Here is a 19,508-nt window from a genome sequence, read left to right as displayed (position 1 = left end):
CCGCGATGTTTTCGCAAACCGACTTCACGCACATGGAGCGCGCGCTCGCGCTCGCCTCGCGCGGCATGTACACGACGACGCCCAATCCGCGCGTCGGCTGCGTGCTGGTCAAGAACGGCGAAGTAATCGGCACGGGCTTTACGCAGCCGGCCGGTCTGGATCACGCCGAAGTCCGCGCGCTCAAGGACGCGCGATCGCGCGGCAAGGACCCGCGTGGCGCAACCGCTTACGTCACGCTCGAACCGTGCAGCCATTTCGGGCGCACGCCGCCGTGCGCGCAGGCGCTCATCGACGCGCGCGTGGAAAAAGTGATCGCCGCGATGGAAGATCCGAACCCGACCGTCTCCGGGCGCGGTCTCGTGATGTTGCGCGATGCGGGCATCGACGTGCGCTGCGGTCTGCTCGCGCACGAGGCGCACGAGATGAACATTGGCTTCGTGTCGCGCATGACGCGGCGGCGGCCGTGGGTGCGCATGAAAGTGGCCGCGACGCTCGATGGCCGCACGGGTTTGCCCTCGGGCGAAAGCCAGTGGATCACGGGTGAGGACGCGCGTGCCGACGGCCACGCATGGCGCGCACGCGCCTGCGCCATCCTCACGGGCATAGGCACGGTGCGCGAGGACAACCCGCAACTGACCGTGCGCGCGGTCGAAACGCCGCGCCAGCCGCAGCGCGTTCTGATCGACAGCCGTCTGGACGTTCCGCTCGATGCCCGCATGCTGGAAGGCCCGCCAGCGTGGATCTTCCATTCGGCCAACGCCGATCCCGCGCGTGTCGCAGCGTTGCGTGCGAAGGGCGCGGAGCTGATCGAACTGCCCAACGAACAGGGCAAGGTCGATCTGCCTGCCGTGCTCATCGCGCTTGCGGATCGCGGCATCAACGAATTGCACGTCGAAGCCGGGCACAAGCTCAATGGCTCGCTATTGCGCGAAGGCTGTGTCGATGAACTGCTGGTGTATCTCGCGCCAAGCCTTCTCGGCAGCGCGCCCGGCATGTTCGACTTCGCGCCGCCCGCCACGCTGGATGCGCGCGCGCATCTCAAGTTTCATCGTATAGACCGGCTCGGCGACGACTTGCGCATTCTTGCGCGTTTCGCCGAGGCAAATGTCACCACCGACGCGTGCTGATCCGCGTGGGTCCGGCCAAGTCAGCTCGTCAAGTTAAAGGAAGCAGTCGATGTTCACAGGAATTGTCAGCGCGGTAGGCCGTATCGACCAAGTCACGCCGCTTGGCGCGGAGCCGGAAGCGGGCGTGCGCCTGACGGTCACGGCAGGCGGTCTCGATCTCGCGGATGTCGAACTGGGCGACAGCATCGCCATTCAGGGCGCGTGCATGACGGTCATCGAAAAGACCGCGAATGCCTTCGATGTCGATGTCTCGCGCGAGAGCCTCAACAAGACGGTCGGACTCGGCCACGCGGGCGACGAAGTGAATCTGGAAAAGGCGTTGCGCGCGCATGACCGGCTGGGCGGTCACTTGGTTTCGGGCCATGTGGATGGCCTTGGCGAAGTGTCGCGCTTCGAACGCGTGGGCGAATCGCACGAATTGCGCGTCGTCGCGCCGAAGGAGATCGGCAAGTACCTGGCCTACAAGGGTTCGGTTACGGTAAATGGCGTGAGCCTCACGGTCAACTCGGTCAGCGACCGCGCCGATGGCTGCGAATTCTCCATCAACCTCATTCCGCATACCGTCGAAGTCACGACGCTCAAGGCGCTCAAGCCGGGCGCGAAGGTCAATTTGGAGATCGACCTGATCGCGCGCTATGTCGAGCGGATGATGAACGCGTCGTGATGCTTTCCGGTCTTGGCGCTTTGGCGCGGCGCGGCTCAGCGCTCGGGGCCCCAGATGTGATCGAAGTCGAAGGAGACTTCCTTGGTGTGGCGAATGGACGTGAGCAGCACCGTGTCGCCAATCAGAAGGTACAGAAGCACGTAGTCTTCGAACACGTGTTCGCGTAGTTCGGCGCGCTTCTTGGCTTCCTCGGTTTCTTCGATAAGTTCTTCGCAGGCCAGTATTGCCTGATAGGTATCGGGATCGGTGTTGAGGAAGACTCGGCCAATTGCCGGAAAGCGCTCGAGTAGAGGTTTTGCCTTTGTCTCCAGCGCTTCGAACATGCGCTCGAAGCTCTCGGGCAGGTCCAAACGAATCCAATAGCGTTCGATATCCGCGATTCGAGTCTTGAATTTGCTCGAGATGCGGACCGTCGCACGCCTGCGTCCATCATTCGGCATCGGCATTGCTCCCTTGCTGCGCTTTTCTTTCGCGTTCCTCGCGCTCCGCGCGCAAGCGCGCCCGAGTGCGTGCGAAATACTCGCCCGCATCCTCCGTCGGCTCCCCTGCCTTCCACGCCGCGATCGCTTCCTTGGCGTCTTCCAGCAACAGCAAATGAATCCGCGCCCGCTCCGCGCGATAGTAGTGCTCCAGCTTCTCCGTGCTGATCAACGCGACGCTTGCTTCGCCGTTCTTCGTGATGATCTTGTCGGTGCCCTTCTGCACTTCGTCGATGAGCTCCGACAAATTCGCACGCGCCTGCGAAAGGGAGATGACGTCTTTGGGGGTAAAAGCCATTTTAGGCTCCGTGCTATTTAACGTACTCAACATGGTACAGAATTCACACTCGCAAAGGATAAGGAATTCGTATCATCTCAGGCCGCATGAAGCCGCGCCAGTCGTCCGGAAGGAATAGGAAAAATCGCCTGTGCAGGCGACGCCGCGATTTCACCGACTGTCCATCATCGGTGGCGTAAAATACGCCCTTTCCCAATCCGGACCCCTTCGGGACGCCATCATGCCGATCGCCACCACTCCAGAGATCATCGCTGAACTGAAAGCCGGGCGGATGGTGATCCTCGTCGACGAGGAAGACCGCGAAAACGAAGGCGACCTCCTCGTCGCAGCCGATTTCGTCACGCCGGAAGCGATCAATTTCATGGCGAAGCACGGTCGCGGCCTGATCTGCCTGACGCTCACGCAAGAGCGCTGCAAGCAACTGAATCTGCCGCTCATGACCCACCGCAACGGCACGCAGTACGGCACCGCGTTCACGGTCAGCATCGAGGCGGCCGAAGGCGTGACCACCGGCATTTCGGCTTCCGACCGCGCGCGCACGGTCGCGGCGGCGGTCGCGCACGACGCGCGCGCCGAGCACATCGTGCAGCCGGGCCACGTGTTCCCGATCATGGCGCAGCCAGGCGGCGTGCTCGTGCGTGCCGGCCACACGGAAGCCGGCTGCGATCTGACCGCGCTCGCGGGCCTCACGCCCGCATCCGTCATCTGCGAAATCATCAAGGACGACGGCGAGATGGCGCGCCTGCCCGACCTCATGGAATTCGCGGATCAGCACGGGCTCAAGATCGGCACCATCGCCGACCTGATCCACTACCGCAGCCGGACGGAATCCATCATCGAAAAGGTCGGCGAGCGCATCATGCAGACCGCTCACGGTTCGTTTCGCGCGGTGCTCTATCGCGACGAGCCGACGCGTTCGCCGCATATCGCGCTCGTGCGCGGCACGCCCTCGCCCGACCGCGAAACGCCGGTGCGCGTGCACGAGCCGCTTTCGGTGCTCGACTTGCTCGAGATCGATTCCTCCACGCATTCATGGACCATCGACGCGGCCATGAAGGAAATCGCCGCGCGCGATCTCGGCGCCATCGTCATGCTCAATTGCGGCGACACCAAGGAACAACTCGTGGACGTGTTTCGCGCGTTCGACGAGAAGGACAAGGCGCTCGAACTGAAGCGCCGTCCCATCGACTTCAAGACTTATGGCATCGGCGCGCAGATCTTGCGCGACCTGGGCGTCGGCAAGATGCAGGTGCTCGCGAATCCGCGCAAGCTCGGCAGCATGTCGGGCTACGGGCTCGAAGTGACCGGCTTCATCGCCATGCCCGGTTGCCCCGCGACCGCCGCGCCCGCGGACACGCCGGTCTCGCATCTGCGCTCTGCTTGAACGCATCAACTCATTCCAAACCAACGGAACTCATTCATGGAAATCGGACAATACCAGCCGAATCTCGACGGTGACGGTCTGCGCATCGGCATCGTGCAGTCGCGCTTCAACGAACCCGTGTGCAATGGCCTTGCCGATGCATGCATCGAAGAGCTGGAACGCCTCGGCGTGATCGGCGAAGACGTGCTGCTCGTCACCGTGCCGGGCGCGCTCGAAATTCCGCTGGCGCTGCAAAAACTCGCGGAATCCGGCCAGTTCGACGCGCTGATCGCGCTCGGCGCCGTGGTGCGCGGCGAGACGTATCACTTCGAACTGGTTTCGAACGAAAGCGGCTCGGGCATTTCGCGCATTGCGCTCGACTTCGGCGTGCCGGTGGCGAACGCCGTGCTGACGACCGAAAACGACGAACAAGCCGTCGCGCGCATGACGGAAAAAGGCCGCGATGCGGCACGCGTGGCAGTTGAAATGGCGAATCTTTCCGTCGCGCTGGAACAACTCGGCGGCGACGACGAAGAAGACGAAGACGAGGACCGCGCATGAAGAGCGCTCGACGCCGCTCGCGTGAACTCGCGACGCAAGGGCTTTATCAATGGCTGCTGTCGGGTGCGCCCGGCGGCGAGATCGACGCGCAGTTGCGCAATGCGCAGGGCTTCGACAAGGCCGACCATGAGCATCTGGATGCCATTCTGCACGGCGTGATCAAGGAAGCCGACGTGCTCTCCGAGCAGTTGCAGCCATGTCTCGACCGGCCTATCGAGCAACTGTCGCCGGTGGAGCGCGCGGTTCTGCTGGTCGCCGCGTTCGAATTCAAGCATCACCTGGACATTCCGTATCGCGTGGTGATTAACGAGGCGGTCGAGCTGACCAAGACGTTCGGCGGTTCGGATGGCTACAAGTACGTGAACGGCGTGCTCGACAAGCTCGCGGTCGCCTTGCGTCCGACCGAGGCGCAGGCGCGCAGATGAACACCGCCACCGAGCCGCTGGTGCGGCTTGCGTCACGGGTCGACGCGATCGAGCCGTTCTACGTGATGGAGTTGATGAAGGACGCGCAGGCGCTGGAACGCGCGGGGCGCGACATCATCCATATGGGTATCGGCGAGCCGGATTTCACGGCGCCCGAACCGGTCACGCGCGCCGCCGCGGATGCCTTGCAGCGCGGCGTCACGCAATACACCAATGCGCTCGGCGTGACCGCGTTGCGCGAGGCGATCTCGCAGCACTATCGCGATGCGTTCGGCCTCACGGTCGACCCGCAGCGCATCGTGGTGACGGCGGGTGCATCGGCGGCGCTGTTGCTCGCGTGCATGACGCTCGTCGATCACGGCGACGAAGTGCTGATGCCCGACCCGTGCTATCCGTGCAACCGGCATTTCGTGTCGGCGGCGGACGGCAAACCCGTGCTGATCCCAAGCGGCCCGGCCGAGCGCTTTCAGTTGACGGCGGCTCACGTCGAGGAATACTGGCGGCCGCAAACGCGCGGCGTATTACTGGCGTCGCCGTCGAACCCGACGGGCACGTCCATCGCGCCGGATGAACTGAAGCGCATCGTGAATGCGGTGCGTGCGCGCGGCGGCTTCACGATCGTCGACGAGATCTATCAGGGCTTGAGCTACGACGCGAAGCCCATCTCGGCGCTCTCTTTCGGCGACGATGTCGTCACCGTAAACAGCTTTTCGAAATATTTCAGCATGACCGGCTGGCGGCTCGGCTGGCTGGTCGTGCCGCACGCAATGGTTCCGGCAGTCGAGAAGCTCTCGCAGAACCTTTTCATCTGCGCATCGGCGCTGGCGCAGCACGCGGCGCTCGCCTGCTTCGAGCCGGAGACAATCGCGATCTACGAAGCGCGCCGCCTCGAATTCAAGCGCCGGCGCGATTACATCGTGCCGGCGTTGCGTTCGCTGGGCTTTGGCGTGCCGGTCACGCCCGACGGCGCCTTCTACGTCTATGCGGACACGATGAGCGTCGCGCACCCCGCAGCCGGCCGGAGCGGCGCGCTCACGCAATCGATGCTTCACGATGCAGGCGTCGTACTCGTACCAGGCGCCGATTTCGGCTTTCATGCGCCCGAGCGCTATATCCGGGTTTCATACGCGACGGCGCACGCAAAGCTGGAGGAAGCGGTTCATCGCCTGGGCTCGCTTTTCAGCCGATAAATTTGCAGCGAAGAAAAGCAAAAGGGCACCCGAGGGTGCCCTTTTTTACGACTCGACGAAAAAAACTCAGGCGCCGAACTCGGCCGAAGCAACATGCTTCGCTTCACTATCGGTTTCGTCCTGCGATTCCGCTTTCTTCTGATTGTCGATGGTCGCATGCACGCGCTTGCTGCCATCCGCCGTGGCGGCCGACGTAGAAGCGAGAACCTGCTTCGGCGCCGCCTGCACGGGCGCTTGCGGCGAGTTGATCGGCACATTGCGGCCACGCGCGACATCGCGCAGACGCGAACGCTCGGCCAGCACCTTCGCGCCGTACCCGCCGTCGTCCTGCGTCGACGAACCGACGTAATAACGCAGACCGCCCGCGACCGAACCACCACGCGCGATACAGTCCTTCAGCACCAGCGCCCCGACCTTGATGTTCGCGAGCGGATCGAGCGCCGCGTGCGAACCGCCGAAGTACTGGAATTTGTCGGAATGAACCTTCGACATCACCTGCATCAGACCCTGCGCGCCCACGCCGCTTTCCGCATACGGATTGAAGCCGGACTCGATCGCCATTACCGAAAGCAACAGCAACGGATCGAGGCCCACTTCGCGGCCGGTATCGAAGGCCGCGCGCACGAGCTCGCTGACCGGGTCCTGCGCCACGCGATATCGCCGCGCGATGAAGCTGGCGACGAGTTGCTGCTCACGCGTCGAGATGAGGACGCGGTCGTCGCGGGCATCGGCGACGACGCGTTGGGCGGGAATTAGACTCGCGAGCATGCCGACGGAGGGCATGGTGCGCGGATCGAGCCCGTTAGGCGATACGGCGAGGCTGATGCCGCCCGTAAGCTGGCGGGCGCTGGCGTCGTCGTAGGTCGCGGCGCCGAGCGACGGAGCGGCGGTTGCGGGCACTTCGCGCGCATCCGCAGCCCGTGCCTTCGACACGAGATTGACAGCCAGATTCGACTCGGCCGGCGGCCGATGCACCGCCGCGAACGGCGGCAGCGGCTGCCCCGCGAGCAAGCGAGCCGGACCGGCCTGCACGGCCGCCGAAACGAACGGCATGATTCGTGCGGCGAAGGTCGTACGCCAGGAAGGCAGGAGCCAAAGTGCGAAAGCCGTGATGACGGCGGCGCCGCCGACGAGGCTGAAGAGATGCTGACTCAAACGGCGTCCGCGACGCAGCGCAATGCGCACGATCTGCGCTGCGCGGGTGTCGGAACCCCAGAAAACCGAAGCGTTCATCTATGCTCCCAATGTTGCTTGATTTAACGCAGATGAATACGAATAAAACGCGAATTCAATGCGTAAATCAGACACCGCTCGCTCTCGGCAAGCACAAACGGCATCGGGGAAACGGCATGGAGCCGTCTGGAAAGCCGCCGGTTAAAAAGTTGACCGGAGTGCGCGGCACGAACTGCATGCCATGAATGCGCAGAGGCTTTCCACGCGAAAAACCGGCGCTGGTAACGCCGGCCGTGACAACCAACAGCCATGAATCGCCGGGCAGGTTCGGCGCAGGCGACGCATGTGCGTCTGAAAGACCTGAGGCAGCGGTAAAAAGTTTCAAAACCCGCAAAGGATGGCAAAGGATTCTAGCAGGCTTTAATCATCCGTCAATGCTATAGACTTCCGTTTCAATTACTTACAGTAATAACGAACAGTGTTCAGTTGCCGAAAACCGCGCCAGTTGGGGCATTGGAAGCGGAATTTGCTGAATGTCTCCGAACGCACCGACGCGAGCGCATGTAAAATCGACAATCGTCTGGCGCGCAGCCGTCCCGCCCTTCTGGGCCGTCCTCGAGTCCCTTTCTGATCATCGATGAAATACAAAGATCTGCGCGACTTCACCGCCCGCCTCGAAGCGCTAGGTGAACTGCGCCGTGTTCGGCAGCCCGTTTCCCCCGTTCTCGAAATCACCGAAATTTCCGATCGCGTATTGCGCGCGGGCGGCCCCGCCCTGTTGTTCGAAACGCCAACGGGACATTCCATGCCCGTGCTTGCGAACCTCTTCGGCACGACGCGCCGGGTGGCGCTCGGCATGGGTATCGAAACGCAAGCGCAGAGCGGCAACGATACGGCCCTCGGCAGCGACACCGCCGCGCTCGGCTCGCTGCGCGATGTTGGCCGGCTACTCTCGGCGCTCAAGGAGCCCGAGCCGCCCAAGGGTTTGAAGGACGCGGGCAAGCTGTTGTCGCTTGCCAAGGCCGTTTGGGACATGGCGCCGAAGTCGGTGAATTCGCCGCCTTGCCAGGAAATAGTTTGGGAAGGCAACGATGTCGATCTCGCGCGCTTGCCGATCCAAACCTGCTGGCCCGGCGACGCCGGCCCGCTGCTCACCTGGGGCCTCACCGTCACGCGCGGCCCCAACAAGTCGCGGCAGAATCTCGGCATTTATCGGCAACAGCTGATCGGACGCAACAAACTCATCATGCGATGGCTCGCTCATCGCGGCGGCGCGCTCGACTTTCGCGAATTCGCGCTCGCCAATCCCGGCAAGCCGTATCCCGTGGCGGTCGTGCTCGGCGCCGATCCCGCGACGATCCTCGGCGCCGTCACGCCGGTGCCCGATTCGTTGTCCGAGTATCAGTTCGCGGGGCTGCTGCGCGGCTCGCGCACTGAACTGGCGAAGTGCCTGACGCCTGGCGTCGACACGCTGCAAGTACCGGCGCGCGCGGAGATCGTGCTCGAAGGCTTCATCCATCCGCAAGACGGCGTGCCGCCGCCTGCCCCTGCGGGCGCGCCGCCGCGTCCGTCCGCGGGGGCATCCGCGAAATACGAACACGCGCTCGAAGGTCCATACGGCGATCACACCGGCTACTACAACGAACAGGAGTGGTTCCCGGTCTTCACCGTCGAAAAGATCACCATGCGGCGCGACGCCCTCTTCCATTCGACCTATACCGGCAAGCCGCCCGACGAACCGGCCGTGCTCGGCGTCGCGCTCAACGAAGTCTTCGTGCCGCTCCTCCAGAAGCAGTTCACCGAGATCACGGACTTCTATCTGCCGCCAGAAGGCTGCAGTTATCGCATGGCCATCGTGCAGATGAAGAAGAGCTATCCCGGCCACGCCAAGCGCGTGATGTTCGGCGTATGGAGTTTCCTGCGGCAGTTCATGTACACGAAGTTCATCGTCGTGGTCGATGAAGACGTGAACGTGCGCGACTGGAAGGAAGTCATCTGGGCGATCACGACGCGAGTGGACCCCGTGCGCGATACCGTGCTCGTGGACAACACGCCGATCGACTATCTCGACTTCGCGTCGCCCGTGGCGGGGCTCGGCTCGAAGATGGGACTCGACGCGACCAACAAATGGCCCGGCGAGACCACGCGCGAATGGGGCCGCCCGATTGTCATGGACGAAGCCGTCAAGCGCCGCGTCGATACGTTGTGGAGCGAACTCGGCCTCGACACGTCGCCATCGGCGAGAAAAGCATGATCGGGGCGACGGTTTTTCGTGGCGATGTCGTCGAGAACACGCATGCGGCGCATGTCGCGGTGGTCGATGCATCCGGGCGCGTGCTGCATTCGTTCGGCGATCCATATCGCGTGACCTTGCCGCGCTCGGCGGCGAAACCCGCGCAGGCGTTGGCCGTGCTCGAAACCGGCGCGCTCGAACGCTTCGGCTTCAGCGAAGAAGATCTGGCGCTGATGTGCGCGTCGCATAACAGCGAGCCGCGTCATATCGAGCGCGCGCGGGCGATGCTCGCGAAAGCCGAAGCAAGCGAAGCCGATCTTCGCTGCGGCGGCCATCCGCCCATTTCGGATGCCGTCTTCCGCGACTGGATCAAACGCGATTTCACGCCGACGCCCGTGTGCAGCAATTGTTCCGGCAAGCACGCCGGCATGCTGGCCGGCGCGCGCGCCATGAATGCGCCGCTCGACGGTTATCATCTGCCCGCGCATCCGCTGCAGGCATGGGTCAAGCGGACGATGGCGCGCGTCGTTGATCTCGCCGACGACGAAGTGCAATGGGCCATCGACGGCTGCAATCTGCCAACGCCCGCCTTCCCGCTCGATCGCCTCGCGCGGCTCTTCGCAAAGATCGCCGATGCGCCGGACGGCACGCCGCTCGCGCGTATCTATAAGGCGATGACGGCGCATCCCGAACTCGTCGCCGGCGAAGGCCGCTTCTGTACGCTGCTGATGCAAACCTTCGGCGGCACGCTCGTCGGCAAGACCGGCGCGGACGCGTGCTACGCCATTGGCGTGCGGCGCCCCGAAGGCACACTCGGCATTGCGGTGAAGGTGGAAGACGGCAACACCGGCGTGCTCAACGCGGTCGTCGTGCATGTACTCGAACGGCTCGGCATAGGCACGGACCAGCAGCTTGGCGCGCTCGCACGCTTTCGCCACCCGCCAATGCGCAACACGGTCGGCGTATCGACCGGCCGCCTCGACATCCACTTCGCGCTACGCGATCACTAAAAAAAAAGACGATGCACTCGTGGTCCCTGCTGTCCGACGGCTTCTTTTTGTCGTTGTCGCTGTGTCTGGATATTGGCATTGCCAATGTCGCGATCATTTCACTCGTGCTGTCGCACGGCTTCAAACCAGGATTCGTGCTCGGCCTCGGAACCTGTTTCGGCGATCTCTTTTATGCGGCGCTCGCGCTGGCCGGCATGTCGGCGCTCTTGCAATTCGCGGCCGTGCGATGGGTCGTGTGGATCGGCGGGGCGATCGTGCTTCTGTTCCTCACGTGGAAGATGGCACGCGAGGCGCTGAATCCCGCATCCGCGCCGCCTGTCGAAGGCGAAGCCGACGACCGTCTGCCACGCCAAAGTCATGCGAAGAGTTTCGTGCGTGGCTGTTTGCTCGCGGTGTCGTCGCCAAGTGCGATTCTCTGGTTCGCGGCCGTGGGCGGCGCGTTGATCGCCAAGGCCGGCGCGACCAGCGCGATGAGCGCGTCCGTGTTCCTGATCGGCTTCTTTTGCGGCGGACTCGGCTGGACGCTCTTCGTCTGCACGCTGGCGAGCCACGGCCGCAAGCGCGCGGGCACGAGCCTGCTGCGCGCGTGTCACGTGCTTTCGGCCGTGCTATTCGCTTATTTCGCGTACAGCGTGATCGTCAATGGTTACCGCGATCTGATCGTGCACGCGCCGGTTTGAGCGACGCGTGACTTTCGCGCGATGAGCGAGCCCACGTCAGGCGACGAACTCCGCCAGACGCGCCAGATCGACGTTGCCGCCGCTCACGATCACACCCACGCGCTTGCCTTCCACCGGCACCACTTTTTGCAACACCGCCGCGGCGGCCAGACAGCCGGTCGGCTCGACGACCATCTTCATGCGTTGCGCGAAAAAGCGCAGCGTGTCGATCAACTGGGCGTCGCTCACGGTGACGATGCTGTCCACATGACGCTGGATGATCGGGAAGTTGTATTCGCCGACATGCGTGGAAGCGGCGCCATCGGCGATCGTGCGCGGCACTTCGATATGCACGATCTCGCCGCGCGCGAGTGACTGCTGCGCGTCGTTGCCCGCTTCCGGCTCAACGCCGATCACCTTGCACGACGGGCTGAGCGCGGCAGCGGCGAGAGCGCATCCGCCGATCAGCCCGCCGCCGCCGAGGCAGACGAACAGGTAATCCAGCGGTCCGGTTTCTTCGATCAATTCCTTTGCCGCCGTGCCCTGCCCCGCGATCACATGTGGATGATCGTATGGCGGGATCAGGGTCATGCCGCGTTCCTCTGCGAGCGCGCGGCCGATTTCCTCGCGGTTCTGCGTATAGCGATCGTAGGTGATCACTTCGCCGCCATAGCCGCGCGTCGCGGCCATCTTCGCGGCAGGCGCGTCTTCGGGCATGACGATGGTCGCGCGGATGCCCGCGAGCTTCGCCGACAACGCGATGGCCTGCGCATGATTGCCCGACGAGTACGTGATAACGCCGGCTTTGCGCTGGGCATCGTCGAAATGGGACAACGCGTTATAGGCGCCGCGAAACTTGAACGCGCCCATGCGCTGGAAGTTTTCGCATTTGAAGAAGAGCGACGCGCCCGACATGGCGTCGGCCGTGGTGGACGTGAGAACCGGCGTGCGATGCGCGACGCCTTGGATGCGGCGAGCGGCATCGGCGACGTCTTCGAAGGTAGGTGCGGGAAGTGAGGACATGGGACGAGGACGAGGGGTGAGGAGAGCCGTCATTGTCCCAGTTATGACGCGCTTCTGAAAAGCGATGCCGCAATGAAAAAAGCGATGCATGTCCGCTTGTGGACATGCATCGCCAGGAGATTCGACAGCCGAATTGTCGATTAGCGGTGCCAGTAGCCCGGACCGCCCCGATAGTAGCCGGGACCGCCCCGGTAGTAGCCGTGATGATAGTAAGGGCGACCGTAGTAGCCGTAACCATAACTTCCGACGACGACCGGAGGCGGCGGCGCATAGACCACGGGCGGCGGCGGCGCAACATACACCGGCTGCTGCGGCGCTACGTACACCGGCGCGGGCGGCGCGACATAAACTGGCGGCGGCGCCTGATAAACCGGATACGCGGGAACCCCGATCCCGATGCCCACCGAAACATGCGCCTGTGCAGCGCCGGCAATGCCGACACCCAGCGCCCCTGCAACCATCCAATAAGCGAGCCTTTTCACCTTCGTTCTCCTCGCCGCCTGCTGCCGATCCGTACGGCACGACAAACGACGGTATGGCTTCAATCTATCGAAAAAGGCCAAACGCCGCTGGAACCATATGTTGCAAATTGCAAGTTTTCTTACGCTTCTGGAAAGGCTTGAACGTGCTCGCCCACGCGAGTCGGCCGTCCGGCGTGCCTTTCGATCAGCGAGAGTTCTGCGATCGGACTTTCGCCGCCCAGCAAGTAACGACATTTACAAATGCAAAGAAAAACCCCGCCGGGCAGTCGATCAGGCGGGGCTTTGCAAACACAAAGTTCGAATAGCGACGACGCTTCAACCCACCTTCACATAAGCGAATTCGCGCGAGACATTCGGCGGCACGTATGCCCCGCTGATGACCACCCGAGGCGTTAGACGCTTTTTCTGATCCCACCAGCGACGCCGCTGGGCCTGGCTCAAGAATCGCAAATGTTTTCGATAAGAGAAAATGCTCACAGCGACCTCCGAACGTAGCGATTAAGCCTCACGGAAAACCGTGCGCTTTCTCGCGCCACCGTTTTCCCTGTTGATCCGTCTTTTCTTTAGTATTCGCGCCCTGTCCGTGCATCAATGTGCGGGATAGAACCCAAGCCTTTCGATCGGTGTGTGTTGAACCACATTCGGCGTTAAGACTCGCGGGCTTTCAGACAAAAGCGGGAAATGGTTCCGAAGATTTCGGCTACTTATGCTTTTTCGGCCACCTTTTTACGCCTCGTTGCCAGATAAATCCCCAACTTTTCTATGTAACCCGTTTCGCTTTTCATTTCCCTATCCTGCCAGTTTTACGTAAAACGCGCCTTTTGCGATCGTCTCGAATTGACAACACTAGGGTTTTCCGTCGCGAGAATCTCTTTCCTATAGGTTCGCGAAGGTTCGCGAACGCTCCTTGCATGCGCCTTTCAAGCCGCGGAACCTCAAACGGCCGCGCCTTGTGCGACAACGCGCCCAAGCCGCCGTCAAGCCATGTTAAGGTGACGTCCGGCGCCCCACCGAGCTTATCCGGTGGGCGGGGAAGCAAGGCGCAGAAAAGCCGCCGTGTCCGCAGGACGAGTCAGTCGAGAACGAACGACGATCAAGGTCGGCATCGACGCCTCGCTTGTTGGCGGGTTATCGCGCGGCGCAAGACTTATCGATTACGCACCTGCGCATCTTTTCGCGGCGAGTGGCCCGGCCGTCGCCTTCCCTTAGCTTCGCTCACCCTATCCAGCGCAGGTGCGAACCCTGTGCGGCTTCATCGAGGAACCGAGATGTTCGGCGAGATCGCCCGTTTTCTGCTTAATACCGTCTTCACTCTGTTCGGCGCGGCGCTTTTGCTGCGCGCATGGATGCAGGTCGTGCGCATGCCGCCCTATAACCCGGTCTCGAATGGCGTGATGCAGGCAACCAACTGGATCGTGCTGCCGCTGCGCAAGATCCTGCCCGGCGGCAAGATCGACTGGGCGAGCATTCTCGCCGCGTTCATCGCCTCGCTCGTCTACGTGACGTTGATGGTCGTGCTGGCCAACGTCGATCCGACGCTCATGATGCCGATGATCCTGCTCGTCGCCCTTCTCACCGTCGTGAAGTGGGCGCTGAACCTCATCATCTGGATGACGATTCTGATGGCGCTGCTTTCGTGGCTCAATCCGCAATCGCCGGCCATGCCGCTTTTGTTTCAGATCACCGCGCCGTTTCTCGATCCACTGCGACGCATTTTGCCGCGCTTGGGCGGCATCGATTTGTCACCGATCCTGCTGTTCGTGATCGTGCAGGTATTGTTGATGGTGGTCACGCGTCTCGCCGTTTCGATGACCTTGTTTGGCATCTGAACGAGTTCCGCATGGTGGCCGGCGCCGGGGCAGCAATTGCGCTGTGCCGCGCCGCCGCTTAAAATAGCGGGCTCACGCGGGCGTCGTATAATGGCCATTACCGTAGCTTCCCAAGCTACAGACGTGGGTTCGATTCCCATCGCCCGCTCCAGCATCGCCGAGAAAGCCGCCTGTCGTTGTCCGGGCGGCTTTTTAGTTTCCACGCTCTGCACGCGTGCGGATTCGCCAGCCGCGCCGCGTTAGTCACGCACTCTGCTCTCGCCATGAATCACGATTCCCAGGACGACGCCACGTCGTCCAGCGCTCCCGCCGACGAAACCTCCACGCTGCGCCATCGCCGCATCCGCAGCTTCGTGACGCGCGCGGGCCGCGTGTCGCCGGGCCAGCAGCGCGCCATCGATCAACTCGGACCACGTTACATCGTGCCGTATGACGCGCAAGTCGCCGACTGGTCAGCCGTGTTCGGACGCGAAGCGCCGCGCGTGCTGGAAATCGGCTTCGGCATGGGCGGGACAACAGCGGAAATCGCGGCCAAGCGTCCGGGCGACGACTTCATCGGCGTGGAAGTGCACGAGCCGGGCGTGGGCGCCTTGCTGAAGCTGATTGGCGAACAAGGGCTCGGCAACCTGCGAATTCTTCAGCACGACGCCGTGGAAGTGCTCGAACACATGATCGCGCCGGCTAGTCTGGATGGCGTACACATTTATTTCCCCGATCCGTGGCACAAGGCTCGGCATCACAAGCGGCGGCTGATTCAACCGAAGTTCGTGGCTTTGCTCGTGTCGCGCGTGAAACCGGGCGGTTATGTGCATCTCGCGACCGACTGGCAAAACTATGCCGAACAAATGCTCGAAGTGCTGTCCGCCGAACCCGCGCTTCAAAATACCGCCGATGGTTATGCGCCGCGCCCGGATTATCGTCCGGTGACCAAGTTCGAGAAACGCGGATTAAATCTCGGTCATGGCGTTTGGGACTTGCTGTTCCGCCGCGTTTGAAGACGATCAATCTGCCTTTGAATCGAGACGCGGACATTTAGTCACGTCCAAAAAACAAAACCCCACGCTCTAGAAAGACGTGGGGTTCAACTCCCGCCAGAAAGCGTGCGTGACTTTCAGTCAGCCCAACTCAAACCGCCGCTATAACCGACAATCAGAATCAACAAGCCAAAGCCGATGCGATACCACGCGAACGCCGAAAAATCGTGCGAGGCGACGTAACGCAGCAGCCATCGAATACAGATAAACGCGCTTACGAACGCCGCCACGAGCCCGATTGCAAAAAGCCCGAGATCGTTCACGGTCAGCGTGCGCCAGTACTTCGCCATTTCGTAGAGCGTTGCGCCGAAGATGATCGGAATCGCCAGAAAGAATGAGAACTCCGTGGCCACGCGGCGTTCGAGCCCGAACAGCATGCCGCCGATGATCGTCGCTCCCGAGCGCGACGTGCCCGGAATCAGCGCGAAACATTGCGCTAATCCGACCTTGAGGGCGTCGGAGTAAGAGAGGTCGTCGATGGAAGTCACGCGCGGCGCGGCGGCGCGGTCACGCTGACGCGCTTCCGCCCACAATATGACGATGCCGCCCACGATCAGCGCCACCGAAACCGGCACCGGCGAGAACAACACCGCCTTGATGCTTTTCTCGAACAAAAGACCGAGGGCGATCGCCGGAATGGTCGCGATGATCACGTTGAGCGTGAAGCGCCGCGCGTCCGGCCGTGACGGCAAACCGGTGACTACCGAGCCGATTTTTTTGCGATATTCCCAGCAGATGGCGAGAATCGCGCCGAACTGAATGACGACATCGAAGGTTTTAGCCTGCGCGTCGGTGAAATTCAGGAGACTGCCTGCGACGATCAGATGTCCGGTGCTCGAGACCGGCAGAAATTCGGTCAACCCTTCCACGACGCCCAGAACGAGCGCCTTCACCATCAATATCCAGTCCATCCGTCAGCCCTTTTTCGCTGTTATCGCCGTTCGTGTGGAGCACCCCGCGCCAAGATTTCGACTTATTTTTCGACGATCTGAACACGTATGCCGTTTGTAAGGACTGTGATTGTACCGGGTTCGTAAGAAACGCCGGCGAACTGCAATTCTTCGGGCTTGAAGGTGTGGATAGGATACCGTTCGAGCAATTGCGCCGCGAGCATGGCGCCGGCGGCAGCGATCTGCTGGTTGTATTGTGCGGCGTCCCCTGAGAACTGCGAATCATCGACGCTTGGCGAGACGAGAATCACCGAGCGGCTTTGCGCGTCATAGCCGAGTTGCGTCGAGAGCGTGAATGCGCCGTTGACGGGGTTGGGCATGAAGGGCGTGGTGAAGCGCGCATCGACATGCACGGTTACGCGATTACGATCCGGCGCCATGCCGATGACGGGATTGCTCAACACGAGATCGACAATCTGCGAGATCGTGCGTTGCAAGGGAAACTTGCGCGCGACGGCTTCCTGGACTTGCTGCTGAGAGAACGTGTAGTGATCCGGAATGAACGGGAAGATGGAATTCGAAGCTGCTTGCGTCACCGATGACGCGCCAAGCGCCGGCAAGGCAATGAGCGTGGCAAGCAGGAACCGGCGCCGGGTTAGCGCGACGGGGTTGGACATGCGGGAGTCTCCGGGGGCTGAACTGTGAAATGCGGTGAGGCTAAAAACCGGTCATTGGACCACTGAACTTCAATGCGGTTGCGTGGCGACTTCAAGTTTGGCGATCCACGCGAGCGCAAACTCCCGCGTCTCCCCACACATCTCCGCCGAAGCCTGCAACCCGCCGCAACAAGCCGGTCTGCGCGGATCGCCGAAAATCGCGCAACGCAGATCATCGCCGAGTTGCACGCAACGTTCGCCGGCCGGCTTGCCGTTTGGCATCCCCGGAATCGGACTCGTGATGGAAGGCGCGATGCAGCACGCACCGCACCCTTCGCGGCACGCATGCGGCGCGCTCGAAGCAGTCGACATGACATTGGCTCAAAAGCGTAAAACCGCATTGTCCCACGCCTGAAGTTTGCGTTCCGTCAAACCCGGAAGCCGTACTGCGACCTTATCTCGCAATTGCCACGCGCCTCGCGCTTTTACACTCGTGCGCAAGCCCAAGGTCCGTTATGACATCCTCGAATACCTTCTTCCGCCCCGATCTCCTCGAACGTTACGACGCGCACGGTCCGCGCTACACGTCCTATCCGACCGCCGTCCAGTTCATCGGTTCCTTCGACCCGAAGCATTACTGCCAGGCGGCAATGAAAGCCGATCCGGCCGCCGATTTATCGCTCTACTTCCACATTCCGTTTTGCGACACCGTCTGCTTCTATTGCGGCTGCAACAAGGTCGCGACGAAGAATCGCGCGCACGCGCGGCCGTATCTCGACCGCATGAAGCGCGAACTTGCGATGCACGCCGCGCTCGTCGATACCCGCCGTCCCGTGACGCAACTGCATTGGGGCGGCGGCACGCCCACGTTTCTCTCGCACGCCGAGATGACGGAGTTGATGGCCGCGACCGCCGAGCACTTCAACCTCGTATCCGACGATCGCGCCGAGTATTCGATCGAAGTCGATCCGCGCGAGGCATCGGCGGAAACGATCGGCGTGTTGCGTAAGCTTGGCTTTAATCGGTTGAGTCTGGGCGTGCAGGATTTCGATGAACGCGTGCAGCAAGCGATCAACCGCGTGCAGCCTTATGCGATGACCGAAGGCGTCATGCAGGCGGCGCGGCGAAATGGCTTCAAGTCGATTAGCGTCGATTTGATTTATGGCTTGCCTCATCAGAGCGTCGAGAGTTTTACGTGCACGCTCGATGCAATGATCGCGCTCGCGCCGGATCGTGTCTCGGTGTTTGGTTATGCGCATATGCCGGCGCTGTTCAAGATGCAGCGGCAGATGGATGAATCCGCGCTGCCCTCGCCTGCCGTGCGGCTTGCGATTCTCGAATGCGTGATCGAGCGCATGAGCGACGCGGGGTATGTTTATATCGGCATGGATCATTTTGCCTTACCCGGTGATGAACTTTCTCTCGCGCTCGCGGACGGGACGCTTCAGCGGAATTTTCAGGGATATAGCACGCGTGGGGATTGTGATTTGATTGGGATCGGGGCTTCGGCGATTGGAAAGATCGGCGATGTCTACGCACAGAATGCGCGTGATGTGGGTGAGTACGCGGCTGCTATCGACGATGGACGGCTTGCCATTGCGCGTGGGGTGCGATTGTCGTCTGATGATCTTCTGCGGCGTGATGTCATCATGCGGTTGATGTGCGGTGGTGGGCTGCGGTTCGATGAGATCGAGCGGGTGCATGGCATTGCGTTTGAGAGCACTTTCGCCGATGAACTCGCGCGGCTTGAGGCTATGGTCGATGATGAGCTTGTTGAGATTGGACGCGACGGGATTCGGGTGTTGCCTGCGGGACGCATGCTGGTGCGGAACGTGGCTTCTGTGTTTGATGCTTATCTCGGGCAGGCGAGTGTGAAGCGGTTTTCGCGGATGGTTTGAGTGGGCATTATCGGCAATCGAAAACGAGAATCCAGAACGAGCAATTCAGGAAAACGGCCGTGTTCTCGCGAACCTCGCATATTTGCATCCCGGTTTGACTAGGCGGGATCGACTGGATGATTTAGCGGGAACGGCTGCGATCGGCCACAACGGACCTATCCGCAATTCTGTGGGCGAGGCATATTATGAGAGGTAAAAGTCATGGATATGCCGATGAAGAAGAAACGCACCGTCGCTTCTCAGGCAGCGGCCCGAGGGCCGCTGCCTGCCCTTCCGGAAGGTCTGCTGGATGACCTGGTCAAAGGCCCGATGACGCCCATCGAGGTCCAAGACCTGATGCTGGCGTTCAACAAGGCACTCATCGAGCGCGCGATGGGCGCCGAGATGAAGATGCATCTCGGCTACCTGGCGGGGCAGCCGAAACCCGACGGCCAGGACAACGAACGTAACGGCGCCAGCGGCAAGACGCTCATCACCGATTATGGCCCGCTCAGGGTCGATCTGCCGCGTGATC

At 61.9% G+C, this 19,508-nt stretch carries 21 protein-coding genes and 1 tRNA gene; 14 read left to right on the top strand and 8 right to left on the bottom strand.

The genetic code is table 11. The features are described from left to right. The first annotated feature begins 5 nt into the window (after positions 1 to 5). Both ribD and NCT03_RS04180 read left to right on the top strand, forming a co-directional pair. Positions 6 to 1,127, top strand: a complete 1,122-nt coding sequence (gene ribD / locus NCT03_RS04185) for a bifunctional diaminohydroxyphosphoribosylaminopyrimidine deaminase/5-amino-6-(5-phosphoribosylamino)uracil reductase RibD (protein WP_244827425.1) — start codon at positions 6 to 8, stop codon at positions 1,125 to 1,127. 49 nt (positions 1,128 to 1,176) lie between these two features. Next, positions 1,177 to 1,791, top strand: coding sequence for a riboflavin synthase (locus NCT03_RS04180; RefSeq protein ID WP_250463953.1), 615 nt, complete (start codon positions 1,177 to 1,179; stop codon positions 1,789 to 1,791). 35 nt (positions 1,792 to 1,826) lie between these two features. Here the strand turns inward: NCT03_RS04180 and NCT03_RS04175 are convergent, their stop codons facing one another. Together NCT03_RS04175 and NCT03_RS04170 are read right to left on the bottom strand one after the other, a co-directional pair. Continuing rightward, positions 1,827 to 2,231: a hypothetical protein gene (locus tag NCT03_RS04175; protein ID WP_250492032.1), complete on the bottom strand. Its 405-nt coding sequence runs from the start codon at positions 2,229 to 2,231 to the stop codon at positions 1,827 to 1,829. Then, on the bottom strand, positions 2,221 to 2,568 hold the full coding sequence (locus NCT03_RS04170) for a type II toxin-antitoxin system Phd/YefM family antitoxin (protein WP_250492031.1): 348 nt from the start codon (positions 2,566 to 2,568) through the stop codon (positions 2,221 to 2,223). Before NCT03_RS04170 ends, NCT03_RS04175 begins: the two co-directional genes overlap by 11 nt. A 220-nt stretch (positions 2,569 to 2,788) precedes the next feature. Here NCT03_RS04170 and ribBA point away from each other — a divergent pair, with 220 nt between their 5' ends. From ribBA to NCT03_RS04150, 4 genes are read left to right on the top strand one after another with little or no spacing between them, the layout of a single operon-like run. Then, positions 2,789 to 3,952 (top strand): bifunctional 3,4-dihydroxy-2-butanone-4-phosphate synthase/GTP cyclohydrolase II, encoded by a 1,164-nt coding sequence (gene ribBA / locus NCT03_RS04165; protein ID WP_244827421.1) that lies wholly within the window; start codon positions 2,789 to 2,791, stop codon positions 3,950 to 3,952. A 36-nt stretch (positions 3,953 to 3,988) separates the two neighbouring features. Next, a complete protein-coding gene (gene ribH / locus NCT03_RS04160) occupies positions 3,989 to 4,492 on the top strand; it encodes a 6,7-dimethyl-8-ribityllumazine synthase (RefSeq protein WP_244827420.1) in 504 nt (167 codons plus the stop codon). Then, positions 4,489 to 4,917: a transcription antitermination factor NusB gene (nusB, locus tag NCT03_RS04155; RefSeq protein WP_244827419.1), complete on the top strand. Its 429-nt coding sequence runs from the start codon at positions 4,489 to 4,491 to the stop codon at positions 4,915 to 4,917. The genes ribH and nusB overlap by 4 nt, the downstream gene beginning before the upstream one ends. Continuing rightward, positions 4,914 to 6,107 carry a pyridoxal phosphate-dependent aminotransferase gene (locus tag NCT03_RS04150; protein WP_250492030.1) on the top strand — a complete coding sequence of 398 codons (1,194 nt, stop codon included), beginning with the start codon at positions 4,914 to 4,916 and terminating at the stop codon, positions 6,105 to 6,107. Before nusB ends, NCT03_RS04150 begins: the two co-directional genes overlap by 4 nt. A gap of 66 nt (positions 6,108 to 6,173) precedes the next feature. Here NCT03_RS04150 and NCT03_RS04145 read toward each other — a convergent pair whose 3' ends face one another. Next, positions 6,174 to 7,340 (bottom strand): lytic transglycosylase domain-containing protein, encoded by a 1,167-nt coding sequence (locus NCT03_RS04145; RefSeq protein ID WP_250492029.1) that lies wholly within the window; start codon positions 7,338 to 7,340, stop codon positions 6,174 to 6,176. Between the two features lie 577 nt (positions 7,341 to 7,917). On the opposite strand from NCT03_RS04145, the gene NCT03_RS04140 reads away from it, so the two are divergent. The 3 genes from NCT03_RS04140 to NCT03_RS04130 are packed head-to-tail and all read left to right on the top strand — an operon-like array spanning position 7,918 to position 11,203. Continuing rightward, the gene (locus NCT03_RS04140) at positions 7,918 to 9,534 is read left to right on the top strand and encodes a UbiD family decarboxylase (protein WP_250463947.1); all 1,617 of its coding nucleotides are present in this window, start codon (positions 7,918 to 7,920) and stop codon (positions 9,532 to 9,534) included. After that, the gene (locus NCT03_RS04135; protein WP_250492028.1) at positions 9,531 to 10,523 is read left to right on the top strand and encodes an asparaginase; all 993 of its coding nucleotides are present in this window, start codon (positions 9,531 to 9,533) and stop codon (positions 10,521 to 10,523) included. Before NCT03_RS04140 ends, NCT03_RS04135 begins: the two co-directional genes overlap by 4 nt. A gap of 11 nt (positions 10,524 to 10,534) precedes the next feature. Next, positions 10,535 to 11,203 carry a LysE family translocator gene (locus tag NCT03_RS04130; protein ID WP_250492027.1) on the top strand — a complete coding sequence of 223 codons (669 nt, stop codon included), beginning with the start codon at positions 10,535 to 10,537 and terminating at the stop codon, positions 11,201 to 11,203. Between the two features lie 36 nt (positions 11,204 to 11,239). On the opposite strand, the gene NCT03_RS04125 is transcribed toward NCT03_RS04130, so the two are convergent. After that, entirely contained in the window at positions 11,240 to 12,205 is a 966-nt protein-coding gene (locus NCT03_RS04125; protein WP_250492026.1) for a threo-3-hydroxy-L-aspartate ammonia-lyase, read from the bottom strand. A 140-nt stretch (positions 12,206 to 12,345) separates the two neighbouring features. After that, on the bottom strand, positions 12,346 to 12,666 hold the full coding sequence (locus NCT03_RS04120) for a hypothetical protein (RefSeq protein WP_284503052.1): 321 nt from the start codon (positions 12,664 to 12,666) through the stop codon (positions 12,346 to 12,348). Between the two features lie 1,289 nt (positions 12,667 to 13,955). Here NCT03_RS04120 and NCT03_RS04115 point away from each other — a divergent pair. The 3 genes from NCT03_RS04115 to trmB all read left to right on the top strand — a co-directional run bounded on the left by NCT03_RS04115 (position 13,956) and on the right by trmB (position 15,511). Beyond that, complete coding sequence (locus tag NCT03_RS04115; RefSeq protein WP_244827411.1) at positions 13,956 to 14,516, top strand: YggT family protein; 561 nt, start codon at positions 13,956 to 13,958, stop codon at positions 14,514 to 14,516. Positions 14,517 to 14,592: 76 nt separating this feature from the next. After that, positions 14,593 to 14,667 (top strand) — tRNA-Gly (locus NCT03_RS04110). 112 nt (positions 14,668 to 14,779) lie between these two features. Beyond that, the gene (trmB, locus tag NCT03_RS04105) at positions 14,780 to 15,511 is read left to right on the top strand and encodes a tRNA (guanosine(46)-N7)-methyltransferase TrmB (protein ID WP_244827410.1); all 732 of its coding nucleotides are present in this window, start codon (positions 14,780 to 14,782) and stop codon (positions 15,509 to 15,511) included. A gap of 116 nt (positions 15,512 to 15,627) precedes the next feature. Here the strand turns inward: trmB and NCT03_RS04100 are convergent, their stop codons facing one another. The 3 genes from NCT03_RS04100 to NCT03_RS04090 all read right to left on the bottom strand — a co-directional run bounded on the left by NCT03_RS04100 (position 15,628) and on the right by NCT03_RS04090 (position 17,468). Beyond that, on the bottom strand, positions 15,628 to 16,461 hold the full coding sequence (locus NCT03_RS04100; protein ID WP_244827409.1) for an undecaprenyl-diphosphate phosphatase: 834 nt from the start codon (positions 16,459 to 16,461) through the stop codon (positions 15,628 to 15,630). Positions 16,462 to 16,523: 62 nt separating this feature from the next. Beyond that, the gene (locus tag NCT03_RS04095; protein WP_250492024.1) at positions 16,524 to 17,117 is read right to left on the bottom strand and encodes a DUF1439 domain-containing protein; all 594 of its coding nucleotides are present in this window, start codon (positions 17,115 to 17,117) and stop codon (positions 16,524 to 16,526) included. Positions 17,118 to 17,186: 69 nt separating this feature from the next. Beyond that, positions 17,187 to 17,468, bottom strand: coding sequence for a YkgJ family cysteine cluster protein (locus tag NCT03_RS04090; protein WP_250492023.1), 282 nt, complete (start codon positions 17,466 to 17,468; stop codon positions 17,187 to 17,189). Positions 17,469 to 17,611: 143 nt separating this feature from the next. Here NCT03_RS04090 and hemN point away from each other — a divergent pair, with 143 nt between their 5' ends. Both hemN and NCT03_RS04080 read left to right on the top strand, forming a co-directional pair. Continuing rightward, positions 17,612 to 18,994, top strand: coding sequence for an oxygen-independent coproporphyrinogen III oxidase (gene hemN / locus NCT03_RS04085; RefSeq protein ID WP_250492022.1), 1,383 nt, complete (start codon positions 17,612 to 17,614; stop codon positions 18,992 to 18,994). Between the two features lie 201 nt (positions 18,995 to 19,195). Further along, a partial coding sequence (locus tag NCT03_RS04080) for a transposase (protein WP_502800347.1) occupies positions 19,196 to 19,508 on the top strand: 313 nt, incomplete at its 3' end.

Source organism: Caballeronia sp. GAWG1-1 (assembly GCF_023631465.1).
Taxonomy (GTDB): domain Bacteria; phylum Pseudomonadota; class Gammaproteobacteria; order Burkholderiales; family Burkholderiaceae; genus Caballeronia.
Note: the sequence above shows the minus strand (reverse complement) of the source record. Positions and strands in the feature narration are given on the sequence as shown.

Excerpts from the sequence above, each read along its gene's own strand:
- NCT03_RS04090 (WP_250492023.1), bottom strand. The coding sequence starts at position 17,468 with ATGTCGACTGCTTCGAGCGCGCCGCATGCGTGCCGCGAAGGGTGCGGT.
- NCT03_RS04115 (WP_244827411.1), top strand. The coding sequence starts at position 13,956 with ATGTTCGGCGAGATCGCCCGTTTTCTGCTTAATACCGTCTTCACTCTG.
- NCT03_RS04130 (WP_250492027.1), top strand. The coding sequence starts at position 10,535 with ATGCACTCGTGGTCCCTGCTGTCCGACGGCTTCTTTTTGTCGTTGTCG.
- NCT03_RS04145 (WP_250492029.1), bottom strand. The coding sequence starts at position 7,340 with ATGAACGCTTCGGTTTTCTGGGGTTCCGACACCCGCGCAGCGCAGATC.
- NCT03_RS04175 (WP_250492032.1), bottom strand. The coding sequence starts at position 2,231 with ATGCCGAATGATGGACGCAGGCGTGCGACGGTCCGCATCTCGAGCAAA.
- NCT03_RS04100 (WP_244827409.1), bottom strand. The coding sequence starts at position 16,461 with ATGGACTGGATATTGATGGTGAAGGCGCTCGTTCTGGGCGTCGTGGAA.
- nusB (WP_244827419.1), top strand. The coding sequence starts at position 4,489 with ATGAAGAGCGCTCGACGCCGCTCGCGTGAACTCGCGACGCAAGGGCTT.
- hemN (WP_250492022.1), top strand. The coding sequence starts at position 17,612 with ATGACATCCTCGAATACCTTCTTCCGCCCCGATCTCCTCGAACGTTAC.
- ribD (WP_244827425.1), top strand. The coding sequence starts at position 6 with ATGTTTTCGCAAACCGACTTCACGCACATGGAGCGCGCGCTCGCGCTC.
- NCT03_RS04120 (WP_284503052.1), bottom strand. The coding sequence starts at position 12,666 with ATGGTTGCAGGGGCGCTGGGTGTCGGCATTGCCGGCGCTGCACAGGCG.
- NCT03_RS04140 (WP_250463947.1), top strand. The coding sequence starts at position 7,918 with ATGAAATACAAAGATCTGCGCGACTTCACCGCCCGCCTCGAAGCGCTA.
- NCT03_RS04125 (WP_250492026.1), bottom strand. The coding sequence starts at position 12,205 with ATGTCCTCACTTCCCGCACCTACCTTCGAAGACGTCGCCGATGCCGCT.
- NCT03_RS04170 (WP_250492031.1), bottom strand. The coding sequence starts at position 2,568 with ATGGCTTTTACCCCCAAAGACGTCATCTCCCTTTCGCAGGCGCGTGCG.
- trmB (WP_244827410.1), top strand. The coding sequence starts at position 14,780 with ATGAATCACGATTCCCAGGACGACGCCACGTCGTCCAGCGCTCCCGCC.
- NCT03_RS04135 (WP_250492028.1), top strand. The coding sequence starts at position 9,531 with ATGATCGGGGCGACGGTTTTTCGTGGCGATGTCGTCGAGAACACGCAT.
- NCT03_RS04150 (WP_250492030.1), top strand. The coding sequence starts at position 4,914 with ATGAACACCGCCACCGAGCCGCTGGTGCGGCTTGCGTCACGGGTCGAC.
- NCT03_RS04095 (WP_250492024.1), bottom strand. The coding sequence starts at position 17,117 with ATGTCCAACCCCGTCGCGCTAACCCGGCGCCGGTTCCTGCTTGCCACG.
- ribBA (WP_244827421.1), top strand. The coding sequence starts at position 2,789 with ATGCCGATCGCCACCACTCCAGAGATCATCGCTGAACTGAAAGCCGGG.
- ribH (WP_244827420.1), top strand. The coding sequence starts at position 3,989 with ATGGAAATCGGACAATACCAGCCGAATCTCGACGGTGACGGTCTGCGC.
- NCT03_RS04180 (WP_250463953.1), top strand. The coding sequence starts at position 1,177 with ATGTTCACAGGAATTGTCAGCGCGGTAGGCCGTATCGACCAAGTCACG.